Annotated in this window: 14 protein-coding genes; 2 read left to right on the top strand and 12 right to left on the bottom strand. The window is 71.2% G+C overall.

The genetic code is table 11. The features are described 5' to 3' along the window. The first annotated feature begins 177 nt into the window (after positions 1–177). Entirely contained in the window at positions 178–4,053 is a 3,876-nt protein-coding gene (locus PV396_RS23750; RefSeq protein ID WP_319207686.1) for a Pls/PosA family non-ribosomal peptide synthetase, read from the top strand. A gap of 92 nt (positions 4,054–4,145) precedes the next feature. Next, positions 4,146–5,525 carry a M1 family metallopeptidase gene (locus tag PV396_RS23745; RefSeq protein ID WP_319207684.1) on the top strand — a complete coding sequence of 460 codons (1,380 nt, stop codon included), beginning with the start codon at positions 4,146–4,148 and terminating at the stop codon, positions 5,523–5,525. A gap of 107 nt (positions 5,526–5,632) precedes the next feature. On the opposite strand, the gene PV396_RS23740 is transcribed toward PV396_RS23745, so the two are convergent. From PV396_RS23740 to PV396_RS23685, 12 genes are all read right to left on the bottom strand, one after another. Further along, positions 5,633–6,514, bottom strand: a complete 882-nt coding sequence (locus tag PV396_RS23740; protein WP_319207682.1) for a peptidoglycan-binding protein — start codon at positions 6,512–6,514, stop codon at positions 5,633–5,635. Next, positions 6,514–8,079: a DUF6519 domain-containing protein gene (locus tag PV396_RS23735; RefSeq protein WP_319207680.1), complete on the bottom strand. Its 1,566-nt coding sequence runs from the start codon at positions 8,077–8,079 to the stop codon at positions 6,514–6,516. The genes PV396_RS23740 and PV396_RS23735 overlap by 1 nt, the downstream gene beginning before the upstream one ends. A gap of 83 nt (positions 8,080–8,162) precedes the next feature. Then, entirely contained in the window at positions 8,163–10,340 is a 2,178-nt protein-coding gene (locus tag PV396_RS23730) for a hypothetical protein (protein WP_319207677.1), read from the bottom strand. Next, the gene (locus tag PV396_RS23725) at positions 10,340–14,179 is read right to left on the bottom strand and encodes a putative baseplate assembly protein (RefSeq protein WP_319207674.1); all 3,840 of its coding nucleotides are present in this window, start codon (positions 14,177–14,179) and stop codon (positions 10,340–10,342) included. The genes PV396_RS23730 and PV396_RS23725 overlap by 1 nt, the downstream gene beginning before the upstream one ends. Beyond that, positions 14,176–17,355: a putative baseplate assembly protein gene (locus tag PV396_RS23720; protein ID WP_319207672.1), complete on the bottom strand. Its 3,180-nt coding sequence runs from the start codon at positions 17,353–17,355 to the stop codon at positions 14,176–14,178. Before PV396_RS23720 ends, PV396_RS23725 begins: the two co-directional genes overlap by 4 nt. Continuing rightward, entirely contained in the window at positions 17,352–17,765 is a 414-nt protein-coding gene (locus tag PV396_RS23715) for a GPW/gp25 family protein (protein WP_319207671.1), read from the bottom strand. The genes PV396_RS23720 and PV396_RS23715 overlap by 4 nt, the downstream gene beginning before the upstream one ends. After that, the gene (locus PV396_RS23710; protein ID WP_319207670.1) at positions 17,762–18,100 is read right to left on the bottom strand and encodes a hypothetical protein; all 339 of its coding nucleotides are present in this window, start codon (positions 18,098–18,100) and stop codon (positions 17,762–17,764) included. The genes PV396_RS23715 and PV396_RS23710 overlap by 4 nt, the downstream gene beginning before the upstream one ends. A 20-nt stretch (positions 18,101–18,120) precedes the next feature. Then, a complete protein-coding gene (locus PV396_RS23705) occupies positions 18,121–18,657 on the bottom strand; it encodes a phage baseplate assembly protein V (protein WP_319207669.1) in 537 nt (178 codons plus the stop codon). A gap of 48 nt (positions 18,658–18,705) precedes the next feature. Further along, entirely contained in the window at positions 18,706–19,845 is a 1,140-nt protein-coding gene (locus PV396_RS23700) for a hypothetical protein (protein WP_319207666.1), read from the bottom strand. After that, positions 19,838–20,200, bottom strand: coding sequence for a hypothetical protein (locus PV396_RS23695; RefSeq protein ID WP_319207664.1), 363 nt, complete (start codon positions 20,198–20,200; stop codon positions 19,838–19,840). Before PV396_RS23695 ends, PV396_RS23700 begins: the two co-directional genes overlap by 8 nt. Before the next feature lie 11 nt (positions 20,201–20,211). Beyond that, positions 20,212–20,931 carry a hypothetical protein gene (locus PV396_RS23690; RefSeq protein ID WP_319207661.1) on the bottom strand — a complete coding sequence of 240 codons (720 nt, stop codon included), beginning with the start codon at positions 20,929–20,931 and terminating at the stop codon, positions 20,212–20,214. Between the two features lie 19 nt (positions 20,932–20,950). Then, positions 20,951–21,664, bottom strand: coding sequence for a hypothetical protein (locus tag PV396_RS23685; RefSeq protein WP_319207659.1), 714 nt, complete (start codon positions 21,662–21,664; stop codon positions 20,951–20,953). Between the last annotated feature and the right edge of the window lies 1 nt (position 21,665).

Here is a 21,665-nt window from a genome sequence, read left to right as displayed (position 1 = left end):
CGCGCCCGGGGGAACCCTCTTGCAGCGCTCTCACCTGGCAGAAGCACACGGGCGACCCTAGTCTCGTACTAAAATTTCCGGCTTGTTACGGAACGGAGCTGGAGCCGGACAACCCCAGGCACACCTGCGGGCCCCGCCAGCGACCCGGAGGTTTCCGGGAACGAGACGCGAGGACTGATGGCAGCCATACACGAGAGCAGCGCTCTCGGTCTGCTCGAAGAAGAGATCCGCGAGCGGTTCGGCGACACGGCACGTTTCTCCGCGGGGCCCTCCGCCTCGCCCCGCACACTCGTCGACGTCTTCGACGCCGCCGTGCGTTCGTACCCGACCGAGCCCGCCCTCGACGACGGCACCACCGCGCTCACCTACCGGGCGCTGGCCACCGAGGTCGAGGTCGTACGGCGTCGGCTGAGCGCCGCCGGTGTGGGGCTCGGGGACCGTGTCGGGGTCCGGGTGCCGTCCGGCACCAACGAGCTGTACGTCACGATCCTGGCCGTGCTCGCCGCCGGTGCCGCCTATGTTCCGGTGGACGCCGAGGACCCGGACGAGCGGGCGGAGCTGGTGTTCGGCGAGGCCGATGTACGGGCCGTCGTCGGGGCCGGTTACGAGATCACCCTTCCCGGTGCCCGCAGTGAGCTGCCCGCGCGGCGGCCCGGGGTCGAGCACGACGCCTGGATCATCTTCACCTCCGGCTCCACCGGCAAGCCCAAGGGCGTCGCCGTCAGCCACCGCAGCGCCGCCGCGTTCGTGGACGCCGAGGCCGCGCTGTTCCTCACCGACGATCCCGTGGGACCCGGCGACCGGGTCATGGCGGGCCTCTCCGTGGCCTTCGACGCGTCCTGCGAGGAGATGTGGCTGGCCTGGCGCTACGGGGCCTGTCTGGTGCCCGTACCGCGCTCCCAGGTGCGCAGCGGCGCCGATCTGGGGCCCTGGCTGGTCGAGCAGGAGATCTCCGTGGTCTCCACCGTGCCCACGCTGGCCGCGCTGTGGGAGCCGGAGACCCTCAACGACGTACGGCTGCTGATCTTCGGCGGGGAGGCCTGTCCGCCCGAGCTGGTGCAGCGGCTGGTGACGGAGGGGCGCGAGGTGTGGAACACCTACGGGCCCACCGAGGCCACCGTCGTCGCCTGTGCCTCCCTGATGACCGGGGAGGAGCCCGTGCGGATCGGGCTGCCGCTGAACGGCTGGGAGCTCGCCGTCGTCGACGAGGCCGGGGAGCCCGTCGCCATGGGGGCCAGTGGCCAGCTGGTGATCGGCGGTGTCGGACTCGCGCGGTATCTCGACGCGGTGAAGGACGCCGAGAAGTACGCGCCGCTCGAGTCCCTCGGGTGGGAGCGGGCCTATCGCAGCGGTGACCTCGTCAAGGCCGAGCCGGAGGGACTGATCTTCCTCGGGCGGGCCGACGAGCAGATCAAGCTCGGCGGACGCCGTATCGAGCTGGGCGAGGTCGACTCGGCGCTCCAGGCGCTGCCCGGGGTCGCCGGTGCGGCGGCGGCCGTACGGACGGCCCGCAGTGGCAACCAGCTGCTCGTCGGCTATGTGGTGACGCAGGACGGCTGGGACCAGGCCGCCGCCGTGGAGCGGCTGCGCGCCGAGCTGCCCGCCGCCCTGGTGCCGCTGCTCGCGCCCGTCGCCGAACTGCCGACGCGGACGTCCGGCAAGGTCGACCGGGGCGCCCTGCCGTGGCCGCTCGATGGCCTGGAGACCGGTCCCGCCGCCGAGCTGTACGGCACCGAGGCGTGGCTCGCCGAGCAGTGGAGCGAGGTCCTCGGTATCCCCGTGGGCAGCGCGAACGACGACTTCTTCGCGATCGGCGGCAGCAGTCTCGGCGCCGCCCAGCTGACCACCCGGCTGCGGACGCGCTACCCGAGCGCGGCCGTCCTCGACATCTACCAGCAGCCCGTGCTGCGCAAGCTCGCCCGGCATCTGGAGAAGTCCGCGCAGGACGACAGCAGTGGGCGGGTCATCGCGCCGGTTCCGTTGCGGGCCAAGGCCGTTCAGCTGCTGCTGCTGGTCCCGCTGTTCACGCTGATGGGCCTGCGGTGGGCGGTCGCGCTGGCCGCCGCCGGGAACGTACTGCACTGGTTCGGGGCCTATCCGTGGGCGCCGGTGACGTCGTGGTGGGCGGTGGCCGCCGGGGCCGCCGTGCTCTTCTCCCCGCCCGGGCGGCTCGCTCTCGCCGCCGGTGGGGCGCGACTGCTGCTGCGGGGTGTGAAGCCGGGGCGGTATCCGCGCGGTGGCAGTGTGCATCTGCGGCTGTGGACGGCCGAGCGGCTCGCCGAGTTCAGCGGGGCGACCTCGCTGACCGGGGCGTGGCTGGAGCGGTACGCCCGGGCGCTGGGCGGCAAGGTCGGCGCGGACGTCGATCTGCACTCGCTGCCCCCGGTCACCGGGATGCTCAAGCTGGGGCGTGGGGCCGCCGTCGAGTCCGAGGTGGATCTGTCGGGTCACTGGCTGGACGGTGACCGGCTGGAGATCGGGCAGGTCAAGGTGGGTGCCGGCGCTGTCGTCGGGACGCGCAGCCTGCTCTTCCCGGGGGCGCGGGTCGGCAAGCGGGCCGAGGTGGCGCCGGGTTCGGCGGTCGTCGGGACGGTGCCGACCGGGCAGCGCTGGGCCGGGGCTCCGGCGGTGAAGCTCGGCAAGGCCAAGCGGAACTGGCCCAAGGAGCGTCCGCAGCGCGGGCGCGCCTGGCGGGCGATGTACGGCGTCACGGGGTTCGCGCTCACCGCTCTGCCGGTGCTGGCGGGCGCGGTCGCGCTGCTGGTCGCGGGTCTGTTCGTCGACCCGGACGCCGGGCTCGGGACCGCTCTGCGGGGCATCGCGCTCGCGCTGGTGCCGGCCACCCTGGCGTTCGGTCTCGCGTACGCGCTGGTGCTGCTGATCGCCGTACGGCTGCTGAGTCTGGGACTGCGCGAGGGTACACATCCCACGCACAGCCGGATCGGCTGGCAGGCCTGGACGGTCACGCAGCTCATGGACCGCTCCCGCGAGACGCTGTTCCCGCTGTACGCCGGGCTGATCACTCCGGTGTGGCTGCGGCTGCTCGGGATGCGGATCGGGCGGGGCGCCGAGGTGTCGACCGTGCTGGCGCTGCCGAGCCTGACGACTGTCGGCGAGGGCGCGTTCCTGGCCGACGACACGCTGACCGCGCCGTACGAGCTCGGTGGTGGCTGGCTGCGGATCGGGCGGGCCGAGATCGGGCGGCGGGCCTTCCTGGGCAACTCAGGGATGACCGCGCCGGGCCGGTCGGTGCCCGACGGGGGCCTGGTCGGGGTCCTCTCGGCCACCCCGAAGAAGGCCAAGAAGGGCAGCTCGTACCTCGGGCTGCCGCCGATGAAGCTGCCCCGGGCCGCGACCGGCGGCGATCAGAGCCGTACGTACGATCCGCCCGCGCATCTGCTGTGGGCGCGGGCGCTGGTCGAGCTGTTCCGGATCGTGCCGGTGTTCTGCTCGGCGGGTCTCGTCGTGCTGACGGTCGCCGCGTTCAGCGTGCTGGGCGGCTGGTTCTGGCTGGCGGGCGGGCTGGTGCTGCTGGGCGTGGGGGCCGTCGCATGCCTTCTGTCCATCGTCGCCAAGTGGGTGCTCGTGGGGCGTCACCGGGCCGGTGAGCATCCACTGTGGAGCGGGTTCGTGTGGCGCAACGAGCTGGCGGACACCTTCGTCGAGGTCGTCGCCGTACCGTGGCTGGCGGGTTCCGTGCCGGGTACGCCCGTGCTGTCGGCGTGGCTGCGGGGGCTCGGCGCGCACATCGGCAAGGGGGTCTGGGTGGAGAGCTACTGGCTGCCCGAGACCGACCTGGTGACCCTGGAGGACGCCGCCACCGTGAACCGGGGATGCGTGCTCCAGACGCACCTCTTCCACGACCGGATCTTGCGGACGGATACTGTGGTCCTCCGAGAGGGCGCGACGCTGGGTCCTGGCGGAATCGTCCTGCCCGGTTCAACGGTCGGGGCCCGGTCCACTCTGGGTCCCGCGTCGCTGGTCATGGCGGCGGAGTCCGTTCCCGACGACACCCGCTGGCTGGGCAACCCGATCGAGTCATGGCGTTCCTGAAAGCGGTGAGCGCGGCTCGTTCGGGTACCGGAGCGGGGATGGGTTCATCTCCGGCACCACGTTCGAGCACAGCGCAGGGAGCAGACTCAGCAGTGAGCGTTCAGCAGACAGTGGGTTCGGACCCGTACTTCCCGGCCAACGGTGACGCCCGTTACCGGGTGCACCGGTACGAACTCGCGCTGGACTACCGTCCCGGTCCGAACCGGCTGGCGGGCACGGCCCGTATCAACGCCATTGCGGGCCGGGCCCCGCTTGCCGAGTTCCAGCTGAACCTGGGCGATTTCAAGATCGGCCGGGTCCGGGTGGACGGCAAGGCCGCCCACTACACGCACCGGGGCGGCCGGCTGCGCATCCGTCCCGCGAAGCCGCTGCGGACCGGGGCCGCGTTCACCGTCGAGGTGCACTGGGCGGGCAATCCCAAGCCGGTCGCCAGCCCCTGGGGCGGGCTCGGCTGGGAGGAGCTGGAGGACGGGGCGCTGGTGGCGAGCCAGCCGATCGGGGCGCCGTCCTGGTATCCGTGCAACGACCGGCCCGCCGACAAGGCGTCCTACCAGATCTCGATCACCACGCCATCGGCGTACGCGGTGGTGGCGGGCGGGCGGCTGCTGACCCGGACGGCCAAGGCCTCCACGACGACGTGGGTGTACGAGCAGTCCGCGCCGACGTCGAGTTACCTCGTGGGGCTGTCGATCGGGAAGTACCAGACCGTGCTGCTCGGTGACCCCGGGCTCGGCGGTGTGCCCCAACACGGGCACATTCCGGCCGAGTTGCTGCCCGAGTTCTCCCGCGACTTCGCGCGCCAGCCCGCCATGATGGAGCTCTTCCAGGAACTGTTCGGACCGTATCCGTTCGGCGAGTACGCGGTCGTGGTGACCGAGGAGGAACTCGATGTGCCCGTCGAGGCACAGGGGTTGTCGCTGTTCGGCGCCAACCACGTGGACGGCGCCCGGAGTTCGGAACGGCTCGTCGCGCACGAGCTGGCCCACCAGTGGTTCGGCAACAGTGTGTCCATCGCGGACTGGCGGCACATCTGGCTGAACGAGGGGTTCGCCAAGTACGCGGAGTGGTTGTGGTCGGAGCGGTCGGGCGGGCGCAGTGCGCAGCAACTCGCCGCGGCTGCGCATCGGTTGCTGGCCTCGCAGCCACAGGATCTGCGACTGGCCGATCCTGGGCGCAAGTTGATGTTCGACGACCGGTTGTATCAGCGGGGTGGGCTTGCTGTGCACGCGGTGCGGTGCGCTTTGGGGGACGAGGTGTTCTTCCGCATGTTGCGGGGGTGGGCCGGGTTGCATCGGGGTGGGTCGGTGAGTACGGGGACGTTCACGGCGTATGTGGGTCGGTTCGCTGTGGAGCCGTTGGACGAGTTGTTCAGTGCGTGGCTTTATGAGGGGGCGTTGCCGGCGTTGCCGACGCCGGCGGGGGGAGGGCCGCGGGTGCCTGCGCGGCCCTCTTATCCACCGTCCACCGCTTAGTTGGTGCCTGCGGGTGCGTCGTGGCTTGTCGCGCAGTTCCCCGCGCCCCTATAGGGCGCGTCAGCTCGCCGTCTGTCAGCGACGCGCCCTTGGCCGGCGGCAAAAAATCAGTTGGCCGGTACTTTTAGTTTGTCCCAGCTTGTTTTGCCTGGGATTCCGTCTGCGGCCTTGCCCTTGTAGTTGAGTTTTTGTTGCCAGGCCGCGTAGGACTTGCGGTCGGCCTCGGTCCATTCGGGGCCGGGGCCTGTTTCGTAACGGCCGCAGCCCTCGGCTACCAGGCGGCGGCCCATGCGGGTGATCAGCGGGGACTTCTGGCCCACGTGGAAGAAGCCGGCTCCGGGGAACGGGACGTAGGACGGTTTGGGCGGTGCCGGGGCGGGTTCGGTGTCCTTGCCGCCGCCTGCGAGGCGTTGGCGGATGCGGGCTCGCATGCTGTCCATGGTGAAGCCGCGCGGGTCCACCTTGCCCGGCTGCCATTCCTTGTGGCCGATGACCGAGCGCTCGCTCCAGCCGTGGTAGCGGCAGATCGCGGCGGACACCTTCTCGATCGCCTCCTTCTGGACCTCGGGCCAGGGGTCCGTGCCGTTGCCGAGGTTGACGCACTCGAAGCCGTAGAAGTGGCGGTTGCCGTCGGTGTCGGCCTCGTTGTCGACGGGCAGTTTCGACTCGTTGATCACTGCGCGCAGGACGTCGTTGTCCCCGAGGCCCGCGTGATTGGCTCTGCCGTTGCCGACGAGGTGGATGTGGCCCTGTTTGTCGATGACACCGTGGCAGAGGGGGCCAGGCAGGTTGGCGTGGCCGTCGTAGCAGAGGGCGACGGAACCGCTGGTGCCGGAGGTGACGGTGTGGTGGATCATCACGCCGTTGACCGGACCCCAGGGCCCTTTCGCGTTGCGGTTGTGGTTGCGCCAGTTGCGGACCTCGTGGACCGTCAGGCCCTCCGCGCGCAGGATCTCCAGCAGCTTGGACGCGCTCAGCGGCTTCGCCATTACTTCTCTCCCTCCACTGCTGCCTCCGCTTCCGCGGTCGTCTGGGACCTCCCGTGGGAGGGGTCGGTGTCCGCCGTCTGTTCCTCCCGGCGGGCCTGGGCCTCCGTCGCGAGGGCCGCGTCGTCGGCCGCCGGGATGCTGCTCGCCGCCCACCCGAAGGCGCGGCGCAGGTCCACGGTGCTGCCCTCGCCCTGGACGAGGGCCAGCGGGGCGAACGAGCGGGCGATACCGGCGGGCGCCTGGAGGAGGGGGCGGCGGGCCTGGTCGAGGGGCCATTCGACGCTGCCGGTGGCGGTGCGGGCGGGGACGAGCCAGTGGTCGCCGGTCGTGTAGGCGGCGCCCTTGGCGAAGTAGACCTCGATGCCGTCCTCCAGGGGCAGCCACTCCCCCTCCGTCACCGGTACGGCGCCGTTGCGGAGTGCTGTCGTACGGCCCTTGCGCCGGGGGCCCTCGTGATGGTCCCAGCGGCGCAGGAACGGGTTGAGGCCGGGCAGGCGGCCCACGCCCGGCTCCGGTTCGGCGGACAGGCGGACCCTGCGGCCGGGCAGGTCCAGTTCCTCGACCCGGAGCAGGGGCAGGGGCTCGAGGCGCGATGAGTACGCGGTGTCCGTGAACTCGACGCGGTCGCCGACGTCCAGGTCGAGCTTGTCGTCGTGGCCGAGGGACGCCAACTGGACCCACGTACCGTCGAGTTCGTCGACCGGAAAGACGACGGAGCCGTTCTCCCGGGACCACTTGAAGGAGGCGTCCTTGGCCTCTCCTCCGTCGTGGATCTCGACGCGGTAGAGCTGGTTCTCGAGGCCCCGGTAGCGGGCGTCCGGCCTGACCAGGCAGGGGTCCTCGTCGGCGTGGTCGGGGCGTTCGCTGCGGGCGGCGAGCCGGGCCGTGGGCGTGGACTGTTTCAGGGCCCACCGGTCGAAGGCGTCGCCGACGACGGCCTTGGACGGCTCGCTCTCCTCGATGTCCAGCGCGGCCAGCGACAGCGGCAGCACCTGCCAGACGACCTTCACGCGGGCCGCGGTGTCGGGCAGGGCCGCGCCGAGGGCGATCTCACGCAGCGCCGGGTCCTCGGCGGCCGTCACCGAGCGCTCCCACACCTTCAGGTAGACGAGAAACGGCGACTGGGCGGGCGAGGGCAGCCGGTCGCCGGGCTTCTCGGGGTCGCGGAAGCCGTCGGGCTGGTCCCAGTAGGTCCAGTACGCGGGCGGCTGGGAGCCGCTGTCCGGGTCCGGCTCCTGGGTCTCCTCGTCGTCCGCCGGTACGGGCGTCCCGGGGGCCGGGCGGTCCGCGTCGAGGAGGATGCCGTCGACGTAGTACCGGCCGCCGTGGATGAAGAGGGTGTCGATGTCGTGCCGGCCGCCCACGTACTCGACCCGGAAGCCGGCCGAGCCGATCGGCCCGCCGTGGGGTCCGATCAGGTCGGCGGCGAGGGTGCGGGCCTGGTGGAGCTGGATGGCTGCCTGTTCGTTGGCGTCGGCGTCGAGCTGGACGCGGCCCTGCTGGGCGATGACCGCGGAGTAGTGGCGGTCCGGGCGGAAGGTGAGTCGGGAGAGATCGGCGTGCATGAAGGGGGTCCCCCAGGGTCGTGAGTGTGCGGGTTCGCGGGGTCTGGCGGGTGCCTCGGTGGCTGGTGGCCCAGGTCGGCGGGTCAGGTCACGAAGAAGATCCCCGCGTCCGTTCCGGCTGGTGTGTACTCGGCGAGCCGGGCGCGCAGGCCGTCCTCGCGCTGTGGGCGGTACAGGTCGTGGAAGGCGCCGAGTTCGGCTCCGTCGTCCGCCCCGCGCCGGATCTCCTCGGCCGTCCGGTCGGCCAACTGCCCGTACCAGGGCGTCCCGTAGCGCTGGGAGGCGAACAACGGCCTTACGCGGGAGGCCTGTTCGGGACCGGCCAGGTCCGGCTGGCAGCGGTACCTGCGCGGGGTACGCGACCCGGTGGCGACGTACGAGTGGCGCAGGCAGCCGATGCCGCGGCGGGCCACGTGCAGCCGGCCGGTGAAGACGGAGTTCTCGGCGATGCGTACCGCGTGGGTGTGGATCTCGCCGATGACGGTGGTGCGGTGGAGGTGCAGTACGGCGTGCGCGTGACGGCAGTCGGGGGCGGAGAGGGCCTCTCGGGTGTCGTCGGTGGCGTCGAGGACGCTGTCGCGGAGGTGGATGTCGAGGGGGTCCTCGCTCACCTCGTCGCCGATGACCTCGATGGTGCCGAGGACGCTGTGCTCGATCTGCAGGCAGGCGGTGGTGCGTTCGAGGACGATGCTCGGTTCGTCGGGCGAGTGCGGGTCGCACTCCGGCTGCAGCGACCAGCCGGGGACGAGCGTGGAGTGCCGCAGGACGACCGCGCCCATCGGGCCGGTGACATTGATGCCCCGGCCGGCGACGAGGAGTCCGTCGAGGGTGATCCGGGGCCGCTCGTGCGGGGCGCAGTCGTCCCCCACGGCACGGATGTTGAGGGCGTCGGGGCGGTTGCTGTACCAGTCGAGGAGGCGGATCACCGGGCGGGTGCCTTCGGCGGCGCGGAGTTCGAGGCGGTCGCCGGGGTCGAGGTCGAAGTCCAGCTGCTCCTGGTAGGCGCCGCTGTGGGTGATCTCGATGATGCCCTCGGGGCCGGTGCGGTCCGCCCTGCGGTCGTGCTGCCAGGCGCGGTAGGCGTCCATGATCTGGCGGTACGGCTGTCCGGGGCCGACCCGGTAGAAGGTGGCGTCGGGGCGGTCCTCGCGGTCGGCCCGCTCGTACTCGCCGCCGCCCATGTCGGCGCCGAACGCGTAGTGGTGGTCGACCCAGACACCCTGCCTGGGTGCGGAGCGGGCGCCGAACGCGATCCGGCCCAGCTCGGGGTCGACGGCGACCTGGCCGCGCTTCGGACGGTAGCGCCAGTCGGACAGGTCGGTGACCACGATGTCCGACGGGGGTACGGGCTTGTCCTCGCCGTCGCGCCGGATCACGAAGCTCTTGCCGGGGCCGTAGTAGTCGGCGAGGCGGTCGTGGAGGAGGCGGCGGGTGATGAACGCCGGCAGGTTGTCGACGGCGGCCAGGTGGGCGGGGGACGATTCCGGGACCGGCTTGGTGACCAGGGGGCTGTCGTTGCCGAGGATCGAGAAGGTGTAGAGGTTGCGGGCGCGGTCCACGCAGTACGCCGGGGAACGGGTCAGCGAGTACGCCTTGAGCCGCCAGACGAAGAGACCGACTCCGGCGGGGGTCCGACCGCCCTGCCTGCGGCGGGAGTTGGCGTTGCGGACGTCGACCGTGCGGGCCGCCGTCTCGAAGGGGCCGCCGGCCAGGGCGAGCCCGGAGCTGTCGCGCAGGTCGAGGAGCCGGCCCCTTCCGGTGTCCCGGTGGAGCTTCACCGACTGGTTGTGGGCGACCAGGCGCGACAGTTCGACGGCGCGCGCGGGCCAGTCGGCGACCTGTTCGGAGATCTCCTCGAGGAGGTGCAGGGTGCCCTTGCGGCGGCGGTTCGCGACGGTGGCGGCCACGTCGGCGCGCGGGGCGATCGCCTCGGCGAGCGCGGCCCGGCCCCCGTCGTGCAGGCCGGTGGTGAGGACGCGCTCGTAGCCGGGGAGCGTGCGGTAGCCGACCAGGTCACCGAGGTACGGGAGCACCCAGGGGGCCGCCGTCTCGACGAACAGGTCCTCGTAGCCCTGCTCGACGCCGTCGCGTACGCGGTCGAGCTGCTCGGCGATCACCGCGAGGAGCGCGCGCAGCGGTTCGCCCTCCTCGGCGTCGCGCAGCAGATGCCAGCGGGGCAGGAGGGCGGCGAGGCCGTCGGGCTGCCGGGCACTGCCCTGGGTGGTGCTCTCGAACCGGACATCCGGCGGGTGCGCGGCCATCACTTGACCTCCGTGAGTATCAGGGTGTCCGCGGCGCGCGGGGACAGCAGGGCGAGCTGGGCGGGGCGGATGCCGCGGAAGACGTACACCGTGCGGCCCTTGGCGAGGCGCCGGGTGTCGGTGATGTCGGGGTTGAGGCGCAGGAGTTCGGCGAGCGGGACACCGTGGCGGGCGCAGACCGAGGACAGCGTCTCGCCGTCCGCGTTCCGTACCGTGTGCGTCCGCTCCTCGTACGTCGCCGGGTGCGCCGGTACCGAGGGCCTCGGCGTGCCCGGGTGGGCGAGCAGCTCGGTGAGCCGGCCGGGGGTGGCGGAGGCGGGGACGCCGGTGAAGACGTCGACGTCGATGTAGTCGACGCCGGGCACGGTGTGGGCCGTGGCGAGGACCTCGGAGAGGCGGGCCGGGCGGCCCAACTCCCGTCCCTCGAAGCCGAGTCGCCGAAGAAGTGCCTGACGCAGGCGAGGTTCGACGAGTTCCCAGGCGTGGTCGGGGGCGACCTTGACCCTGGCGGCGACGAGCAGGAGGACGAGTTCACGGACGTCGACGCGGACGGGGAGGTTCGGGTCGCCGTACTCGGTGAGGGCACCGCGCAGGGCGCGCAGGGTCTCGGAGTCCTCGGCGATCGGTACGTCGTCCGTTCCCGCGATGGTGACGTGCAGCAACCGCCTTCGCCCGTCGAAGAGTTCGCGGGCGACCGCGCGGCCGATGCCGGCTCGGGAGCGGGTGAAGTCCTCGTAGTCGGTGTCGGACACCAGTCGGTCCAGGGCCGATACGGCGAGCGGGACGGTACTGCGGGTCAGTCCGGGTCCGTCCGCGTCCGAACCGCCGGTGGCGGGGCGGGGGTTGGTGACCTGGCTGACGCCGAGCGGCCGGGTGAGGGGCTGGGTGATCCGGCTCGCGGCGGTGTTGGCGGCCCTGCCGGTGCCGAAGCGGTAGCGGGCGCGAACGTTCTCGTGGCCGGTGGGCAGCCGGGCGCCGTTGACGCCGTCGCCGAAGGTCACCGTCGTACGGCCGTCGGAGGTGGTGCCGGTGATGTAGACCCGGTCGCGGGGGCCGCGCCCGGCGAGGCTGTCGACCTCGTGCCAGCGCAGGCCGTCGACGCGGAGCTCCAGCACTGGTGTGGCGCCGAGGGGGTTGTCGTCGGAGAGCCAGGTGAGCGGGGACTGCCAGAGCGCGAAGGTCTGGTTGACGCGGTCGGAGTCGCCGCTGCCGATGGCCTCGTCACGGCTTTCGCCGTGTGTCGCCTCGACGACGTTGCCGAGGACGCGGACCGTGTCCCGGCGGTAGCGGTGGGCGAGGTCGGCGGTCAGGGTGAGCCTGGTGTGGACGTGGTCGCCGGGCAGCCGGGGATCGACGGCCGGGTCGGCGGCGGCGAGGGTGACGACCTCGGTGGCCTGGACGCCTGCCGTGCCGGGGATGTCGGTGCGTTCGCCGGTGACGATCAGGGTGCGGCCTGGCCGCAACCCGTCGTACAGCAGGGCGAGTTGGATCTCGTTGCCGTGCACGTCCTCGCCGAGGGGTTCGTCGGCGAGGCGCAGGGGTTCGCCGGCCGCGTGCACGGTGGTGTCGCGGATGTGCGAAAGCAGGACGTCGAACTCGTCCAACCATGGGTCGGCGAGGGTGAGTTCGGTGCCCCGGCCGGTGATCCCGTAGTTGGTGTAGGCGGCCGTACGGGCGGCGACCACCTGGGTGGTGACGAAGGCGAGTTTCGGGTCGCCGGGGATCTTTCCCTGAACTCCCTTGGCGGGGCGCAGGATCGCGACCCAGCTGCCGACCGTGATGCCGGTGTGGACGGCTTCGAGCTGGAGGAGACGGCGGTTGACTGCCTGCGGTTTGCTCGCGATGACCACTTCGACGTTGGGCTCGGCGGAGCCCAGCGTGTAGCGCAGGCTCACCTCGTAGTCCCCGTGCGTGAACTGCTCGGTGACGCCCGGCCGCAGGGAGATCTCGTGGGTGGTCCCGTTGTGGATGCCGACGTGCACGAGTCCCTCGTCGTCGGGCCGCGACACGAACAGCGTGCGCTCGGGCAGCCCCGAGTGCAGCCGGGCAGTGACCCCGGGTTCCTGGGAGTCGGCGGGGCGCCGGGTGAGCCAGTTCAGGTCGCGGTCCTGGCCCGCCCGTACGGACAGGTCGACCTGCCCGGCGCCCAGCGGGAACGTGACGAACTGCGGGACGGGCACGTTCTCGGCCCGCTGGTCGGAGCTGCTGCCCTCGACGTACTGGAACTCGGCCCTGACCGGGACCTTGCCCGCCGTGTCGTAGACGACGCGCATGCTGGTGAGGGCGGCGCCGGTGAGCGGCCAGTCGGCGGTACGGATGACCCGCCCCCGCTCGTCCTGGACCGGCTTGAGCGGTGCGGCCGCACCGAAGGGCGCCGTGGTGACGCGCATCGCGAGCAGCTCACGCAGCAACTGGGGTGTCGTACCGGGAGCGGCGGTCCGCCAGGCCGGATAGAGGCTCCCGAGCCCGGGATTGAGGGCGGACAGCAGCCGAGCGGCATCACCCCCGGGCCGTCGGGCACCTGTTCGGCCGGGAACGGCCGGCGTCTGGGTCCGCAAAGCGGGCAGAACAGCGGCCAGTGCCTGAAAAGCAGCGGTACGAGAATCGCCCTCCAGGGGCGCGGGGAACTGCGCGACAAGCCCCCGAGGCGCAGCACTCGCAACATCACCTACCGCGGCACCCTCCTCGGCGCTCTGCACCGGCGCCAACTCAAGTGCCCGCGCACCGAGTTCACCAAGCACGGCCTCCAACTGCGCGAACCAGGCCGAAACATCCTCGTACGGCGTAGCCAGAACCTGCGCCTCCCCAAGCCGCGCGACAGGCTCGGCAAGCCGCGCAGCGAACCGCTCCGGCGTCCACACGCCATCCAGATCCGCCCGGAGCGGCGCAAGCACCTGATCGTCGAAGTCCTCGATCAGCCGACTCACCGGACGCGGATTGGGGACCTCCGGAGTCGGCGGCTCGTCACCGGGCTCCCCCGGGGTCTCGGGTTCCGCCGTCCAGAGCCGGACCTCGTCGACGAGTTCCCTGAGGGTGGGCGGCGCCGACCTGGGCAGCGAGATCGCCGTGACGTCGTCGTCCCGGTCGATGCGCGCCCGGGCGACGGGCAGCAACTTGCGGTCACCGCCCCCCTGTTCACCGAAGACGAAGAGCAGCTGGTCGCCGACGCGCAGCGAGTTCGCGGTGCCTTCGACGAAGATCTGGGAGCGGCTCTGTAGATCCTGCGGGGTGAGCAACGAAGGACGCCGACGACGGACCTGCAGCTCGTTCCAGTCCCAGCGGGCCGTCAGATCACGGCTCGTCTCGAAGGTCTGCGACTGTTCGTCGGCGGACGCCGGCACGCTGTTGCTGCGCGCCCCGCGCGGGATCAGCACGGGCAGCGTCTCGGCGCGCGGGTCGCGTTCGAGGGTGTACGCGAGATGGGTGGCTGCGGCGACCCCGGGGCGCGGCCGGTGGCCGACGAGCCGTCCGAGCAGGACGAGTGAGCGGTGCTCGTTGGCCGTACGGACGTAGGCCTCGTCGGCGATCCGCTCGGAGTGGAAGGTGAGCAGGTCGCCGAGGACGGCGGTGGCGTCGAGCAGGCCGATCGCCGGGTCGTCCGGGGTGCGGACGGTGAGGCCCTCGAGGGCCGGGTACGCGGGTGAGGCGAGCCGGTCGAGGAGGGCCGCCCGGAAGTCGCCGTACTCGCCGACGCGGTAGTCGAGGGCGGTGCGGCCGGGCGGGTTGTGGAGCGGGGCCGGGGCGAGGCGCTCGTCATGGCCGGTTCGGCAGGCACCGCCGCAGCCGCAGCCGCAGTCGTCGCCGAAGTCGCCGCCCTGGACGGGTATGCCGGTGGTCATCGGGCACCTCCAACAGGCGTCAGGGAAATCGCCAGGAGGCCGTTCTCCGGCCGGTCCGGGTCGTTGTCGCAGGTCGCGATCTCCAGCGGGCCGAGCCGCAGCACGCCGTCCTCCCTCTCTCCTCGGTCCTGTTCGAACAGCCGTCGCAGTCTGGTGACTTGGACGCTCTCCACCCCGGGTACGGCGGCGGCGACGGCCACCAGGCGGCTGAGCCGTACCGGTTCGCCGAAGGTCAGGGCGTCCGGGTGGAAGAAGCCGAGCCGCCCGTCGGGCAGTCGGCCGGTGCCGAGTACGCGGTACAACTCGGCGAGGATCTGCCCGTGTTGGTGGCCGGGGGCTGCGCACACGGTCAGCGCGAGATCCAGCGGTACGTGCCGGGCGGCGCCTACGACGAGGTCGTGGCCGATGCGCCGGTACACCTCCAGGGCCTGGGCGACCGAGGTGAGCAACTCGGGCGGGGGTGCGCCGGTCCCGTACGCGTCGATCGCGAGGTGGGCCTCCTGGGTGCTGCCGGTCCAGCGGATCTCGGCGGCGGCGCGCTGGACGCCGGGGAGGGCGGTGGCGAGGGCCGCGTAGTCGTCGGCGGTGACCGCGCGCAGGCGGGTGCGGCGCAGGTCGAGGGGGGCCAACTGGCGTACCTGGTCGATGGGTTCGGGTTCGGTGCCGCCGGTGGCGGGCAGCGGGTTGCGGACGACGGCGACGGGCGGTGACTCGCCGTTCCCGTGCGTTTCCTGGTAGTTGACGATCAGGTGGTTGATGGCCTCGGCGCCCACATTGCCGGCGCTGCCGCCGCCGAGGCGGTAGCGGGCGGCCAGGCGGGTCCCCGGGACGGGACGGGCGCCGTGCGTCCCGTCGCCGAAGCGGAGTGCGAGCCGTCCGTCGTCCTCCAGTTCACCGACGAAGTGCCGGTCCCTGGAACCGCTGGAGAGCAGGTCGCGGCGCGGTTGCCAGGTGTGGTCGTCGGTCTGTTCCCGCAGGTGTACGGAGGGCAGGGCGCGGCGTGGGTCCTGGGTGAGGGCGGCGGTCGCGGAGCCGCGCAGTGCGGGCTCGTCCGGGTGCAGTCCGGCCGCGTATGCCGGGCCCCAACTGTGCGCGATCTCCCAGGCGATGTGCCCGTCGAGGACGGTTCCGGCGCGGGCCCGGGCCGTGAGGATCTCGATGCGGCGCAGCTTGCCGTCGAGCAACTCGTCGTTGCGGAACAGGAGTTCGCGCAGTGCGCGTACCGGATGGCGGCGCAGCTCGAACCGCTCCAGCAGCTTCAGGCCGTACACGACGGCGAGTTCGGCGATCTCGTGCTCGTCGAGGCCGTCGCGGTCGCGGGCGCTGCGCCACAGTTCGACGAGCCGCTGCCGTACGCGTTCGGGGATGGCGGCGATCCGCTCGGCCTGGCCGGCGGAGACGGTCACCGGGTCGGGGAACGGTACCGCCTGGACGATGGGGGCCCGCCCCAGGACCGGCCGGAAGCGGGGTGCGATGCCGGGGTGGACGGACTGTGCGAGCAGGGTGCGCAGGGCGGCGGCCTGGGCATACGCGGTGCCGGGCACCACACGTTCGTGACGCTGCCCGGCGCGTTCCAGACCGAGTCCGGCACGGTTGGTGGCGGCTTCGCCGAGTACGTCGAACAGTTCGCGGACGTCGTCGGGCGTCAGCGCCTCTCCGTTCTCCGCCTGGTCCGCGAGGGAGTTGACGAGGCGGGCGGGCGTGTTGCCCTCGGTGCGGTCGGCGCAGCCGAAGGCGGGAGGGCCGCACGCGGCGACGACGGCGGGAACGGGCGGCACGGTGAACGTCTCGGGAAGTCCCTCGCCCGGCAGGGAGCGGCCGTGGTCGACGAGGACGACGTTGCCGCGGGCCAGGGTGACGTCGTGGACGGGCAGGCAGTCACGTCCGCCGCGGGTGCTGAGGCACAGCGGGAAGCGCAGGGCGTCCTCGGCCGCCCAGGTGACCTCCAGGACCGGCTGGTCCTCGATGCGGTCGAGGGCGGGGGTGACGGAGGTGAGGCGGACGGCCTGGCGATGGGCGGGGTCCGCGTCGCCGGGGGTGCCGGTGCGCGGGCCCTTCACCTCCTCCAGGACCAGCAAATCCCCTGCCCTGAGGCCGAGTTGCCGGTCCCCGCAGGTCTCGGGGTCCTGCCACTCGTCCCGCAGGGTCGCGGCGGTGGCGCCCTTCGGCAGGGCGTTCACCTCGCCGCCCCAGGTCCACAGCCGGATCGCGTTGTGGGCGACCCGCAGCTCCAACGCGTCGGTGGCCAGGACCGGTTCGAAGACCTCCACCGAGCCCCGCTCGTCGAGGTCGGCGAGTTCGTGGTCGTCGACGACGGTGCCCGGCTCGGGCCGGTCGTGCGGGTCGAGGGTGCGCACGTCGACCGAGGCGAAGCGGAACGTGCCGGGGGCGAGCGTGTGGTCACCGGCGGTCTCGACGGTGACGTACGCGCGGGCCGTGCAGCCGTCGTGCATCGCGTAGTCGATGAGCCGGACGTGCCGGCGTACGGAGACGCGGCGGCGGGCGGTGTCGAGGTAGGCCTCGGTGGCGACGGCGTCCTGCTGGTAGCTGATCTGGTCGCCGGTGTACGCGAGGAGTTCGACGAGGGCCATGCCCAGGTCGGCGGGGTTGCGTTCCACCCAGTCGGGGGTGGTGAGCGCGAGCCGGTCGAGGAGGAGCTTGCGGATCGTGTCGTAGTCGCGGGCGGTGTAGTCGACGACGGGCGCGTCCGGAAAGGCGGCCTGTGAGCCGCCCTGGCTCTCATCTTCCTTGAAGTCGAAGGGAGTTGGGCGATCGGGCCGGAAGGAGAAGAAGGCGCTGTGGTAGCGCTGGTCGAAGCCCCTGTAGGGCTGGGTGCCCGGGCGGTCGTAGGGGTCGGTCTCGACGAGGGAGAGCCGGTAGCGGGAGGTGTCGCCCGCCTTGTCGAGGGTGACGTACAGCCGGTCGTCGAGCTCCGGGTCGTCCTCGCGCTCGACGCTCACATCGACGGCGGTGATGCCGGTTGTGCGTCGGCCGCCGTCGATCCGGATGTTCTCGGGACAGAGGCCGTGCGGGGCCTTGCCGAGGAAGGTGACGGTGAGCAGCAGCCCGTCGTCACTGACCTCGACGGCGTCAACTCCGTTGAGTTGGGCGGCCCTTACCTTGGCGCGGCGGGGAGCGGCGATGCTGCCGGTGCCGCTGGTGTCGTTGGTGCTCATACGGCGGCCCGCCCTTCGAAGACGTCGTCTCGGCGGGCGCCGGTGGCGCGTACGGCGTACGAGAGATGGACGCGGACGACGTTGTCCTCGCCGATCACATCGAGGGCCAGTACGTCGATGAGGTCGCCGAGCCAGCGCTGCAGCGAGGCCTGCACGGAGAGTTCGAGGGTGCTGATCAGCTCCGGGCTGCTGGGCGCGAAGACCAGGTCGAGGAGTCCGCAGCCGAAGTCGGGGCGTATCACCCGCTCGCCGGGGCTGGTGAACAGGAGCTGCTCGATGAGGTCGTGGACGTGCTCGGCGTGACCCGCGTGCGCGGTGCGGCCACGCCGGTCGGCGTGGAAGGGGAAGGCGATGTCGCTGCGCGGGCGGGTGGCCCGGCTTGTCGCGCCGGTACTGGTGGGGCGGCTCATCGGACGATGACCTTTCGCTGCGCGACCTGGACGACGGGCGGTCCCTGGGGGACCGAGGCCGACGTGAAGCACTGGGCCGCGGAGGTGTCGAGCAGCGCGGGCGCGCCGTCGACCAGGACGCCCGTACTGTCGCCGGCCCAGCGGACCGAGACGCAGGGCGTGGGCACCCCGTCGACGGTGTGCGGGCAGCCGGTGACGACGACCGGGGCGTGCGCGGCCGTGACGACGGCGGCACCCGCGATCCGTACCCCGCCGGTGGATGTGGTGGCGGCGCTGACACGACCGCCGTGCGGGCAGCCGATCACGGCGCTCGCATCGAGCAGACTCCCGGACACTGTTCCTCGTCCCCCGTCTTCTATCGCTTTGAGAGCACGGTCAACTGGCCCTCGTTGATGGTCACTTGGTCACCACTGAGCAGAACCTCGGCACCCGCGCCGTTCGCGATGACGATGACTCCCTGGGTGATGCGGATATAGGCGCCGCCCTGGGCCTGGAGGAGGATCCCCTGCTCGGTGCCGGGCGTGTCGTTCATGACGAGCTTGTGCGCGAGCGGTGTCTGCACGACAACGGGCTTGTTGGCCGCGTCGGCGGCCAGTTCGCGGCGCGCGTCGGGCGGCAGTTCGTCGGCGGTGCCCCACCAACACCCGGTCCAGATGGGGAAACTGGGATCGCCCTGCTCGAACTCGACCCACACCCCGGTGTCCTTCTGCGGCACCACGAACTGGCCGGACTCGGGCCCGGTGAACGGCAGACAGGGCAGCGCCCACGTCGACGGCTCGTCGCCGAGGACGTCCGGGACCTCGACGATGAGACGGCCGATGCGCAGGGGGTCGTTGTTGTCGACGACCCGGCCGCGGAACTTGCCGAGGTAGCGATTGCTGGGTGCCGCCATGCTGAACTGCTCCTGGGGTGTGGACTGTTGCCGTTGAGATGTCTGGGGTCACGGCCGGACGTAGTCGCTCAGCGCCTCCAGTCCCTCCCGGGAGAGGGTGAAGTTCTGCTGGTACGAGCCCGGGCGCAGGTTGTGGGTGACGGACTTGACGTAGTAGTCGCCGTCGTACGCCCGTCCCGAGCCGCGTACGCCGACGAGCTGGCGGGGCTGGAGGATGTAGCCGTGCCGGTTGACGTCGAGCGAGCCCGAGCCGGAGACGACGTCGGCGGAGACGGCGGCGCGGGCCAGCAACTCCGCCTCGGCCTCCGCCCGTTGCTGCTTGGCGGTGCCGGACAGGGCGCGGCGCTTGAGGGCCGGGGTGGGCCGCTTGCCCAGCGGTGGGCGCAGGGGGCTGATCGGCGGCTGGGGCAGCAGCGTGGAGACCCGGGTCTCCGGGTCCTGCCAGCGGGCCTGCGGCTCCTCGCGCGCCGTCCCGTCGTACGCGAACGTCAGCTGGTCCACGGTGGAGTTGGCGTCCATGTTGACGTTGAGGGCGTGCTGGCGGATGCCGAGGCGCACCTCGGGGCCCCAACGGGCGGAGGACTGGCCGGGGTTGGGGCCGGGCTCCAGATAGAAGGTGTAGCCGTTGAGGCGGGCGAGCTCGGTGACGTACTGGAGGTCGGTGCCGGTCTGGTAGTGGACGCGGAGGTCCTGGTGCGGTGGCTGGGCGATCTTCTCCGTGTAGACGTCGGGCCGGATGCCGTAGTCGGAGTAGCGGCGCAGGATGGCGAGGACGCGTTCGGAGGGCGGGAGGTTGGGGTAGCGGGCGGTGCGTTCCTCGAGGTCGAGGAGGAGGGTGAGGTCCTCGCCGGTGAGGGTGAGGGTGGAGTGGCCGGGCTGGTTGCTGGCACCGACCTCGTGCCGGACGATCAGGCCGTCGAACAGTACGTCGGGGGTGCCTTTGACGGCGACGGTCACGATGATGCGGGTCTTGGGGTCGAAGTAGCCCTCGGGCAGGAGCCGTCGGCTGATGATGCCGTTCTTGGTGAGGTCGAAGGCCAGCTGGAATCCGCTGCGTTCGCCCGCGGTGGCGGTGATCTGGGCGGACAGCAGGGCCTGGGTGACCTCGGCGGGGACGGGCTGGACCAGCTTGGGCCCCATGAGGAGCGTGATGTGAACGGGGCCCTGCCCCACAGGCAGATCAAACACGCCGGTCACCTCGCGGCAGCCCGCCGAGGGTCGGTACGTCGATGACCCGGCCGGCCTCGGCGGTCAACTCCCTGGGGTCGATTACAGGGTTGGCGTCCGCGATCTGCCACCACTGGGCGGGGTCGCCGAAGTAGCGCTGGGCGAGGAGGTCGGGGCGCTCGCCGGCGCCGACGGTGTGGGGGTGCGTGTCGTCGTGGAGAGGGGGCAGCAACCGGCGTTTGACGTAACGGACTTCGGTGCCGTCGGCCTGCCGGTGGATTCCGATCTCGGCGTCGTGGTAGCGGCTGGTGCGGGGGTAGGGGTGAGCTCCCGGTATCGCGTCCAGGGCGTTCTCGTACGGTTCGATGTCGGCCATGGTGGTTTCCCTCAGCCCCTTCCGCTGAACGCGCCGACGCCGCTTCCGCCGAAGCCGCTTCCGCCGATGCCGCTGAGCCCGAGCGCCCCGAGGCTTCCGCCCCGGGCGGCGGCCGCGAGCTGTTCCTTCTGCGCGAGGTGGGCCATGTAGAGGTCGGCGCCGCGATGCCCGGCGGGCAGGTCGCTGACGGTGAGGATCTTCATGCCGATGCCGAGGGAGGCCCGGATCGGATTGAGGTTGACGTCGAAGGCGGACTCGTTGACGGAGAGTTCGGTCAGCCGCACGGGCATGACGCGTTTGCTCCCCCAGGTGAACAGGGTCAAGGGCATCTCGATCGGGCTGATCTCGATGGTCCCGCTCTGTGCGAGACGGCTGGCGGCGCGGAGTTGGGCGGTGGTGGGCTGCACGAGCATTTCGAGGGTGGCGAGTTGGGGGTGGATGCCGTCGGGGGCGGCGATCTCGAGTTGGTCGGTGGCATCGATCTCGGCGGTGAACTTCCAGGTCTCCTGGGCGGGCCCCTTGAGGCGAAGGGCTTCGTTCTTGTCCCCGCCACCGGTTCCACCGCCACCTCCGGAGTCGGCGCTGTCGCCGGCGGTCTGGGGGGCGACGCTGCGCTCCAGGGTGTCGGGGTTGAACTGGAGGACGATGATGCGTTGGGGGGTGCCGGTGTCGGGGTTGACTACGACTATTCCGGAGCGGATGGGTTTGGGGATGTCGGGGTAGCGGGTCATGAGCAGCCAATCACGAGGTTTACCATGGGGAAATTTCATAGTGTTCGGAAACCAGGTAGAGAGGCGGAAAGGCCAATTTCACCCGAGCCCTGTCGAGCACCTCAAGAACACGGCCACTGAATACTGGAATCGGCGGGTGCGGAAGAATAGTTCCGCGCACCATCTTCGCGGCCGCCAACGCTATGCCATGAATTCGCAGATATTCCAGACTCTCCCCCATGAGGATGGACCGCCCGTCATCCATGACCATCCAAAGACCATTCCCCCCTTGCACAGCAGAGAATACATGGGGCGTACAGATCGGCTCCGGGAGCGTTCCCACCTCCCCCAAAGTCCACAATTCTTCACTGCCTTCATATCGACTCCACCGCAATCCGGAAGTGACACTCAGCAATTGTTCGAGCAGCCCTCGACCGACCACCAACTGTCCCGTTTCGGTGTCGTTCAACAAGGTCGACTCCGGCGACTCGACCCGGCCGGTCGCCAGATCCTCGATCCCCAAATAGGCGGCCAGATCACCGACCTCATCGGTCGACTCCACCAGGAATTCATAGCGAGGGTGGAATTTAATACCGCGGCGGCGAAGCTCTTCCTTGACCGAGCCTTTTGATTCAACAGGAACAAGCCATTCACCGAAATCACTTCTCGGCTCGGCACCGCAACCGGTCAAGAAGGAGTGCAGATCGACGCCAGCATCCTCTTCAAGGACAGCAATATAGATCGTCCTCACCATC

Source organism: Streptomyces sp. ME02-8801-2C (assembly GCF_033793965.1).
GTDB lineage: Bacteria > Actinomycetota > Actinomycetes > Streptomycetales > Streptomycetaceae > Streptomyces.
The sequence above is the reverse complement of the archived record's forward strand: the minus strand, read 5'-3'. Positions and strand labels throughout refer to the sequence as shown.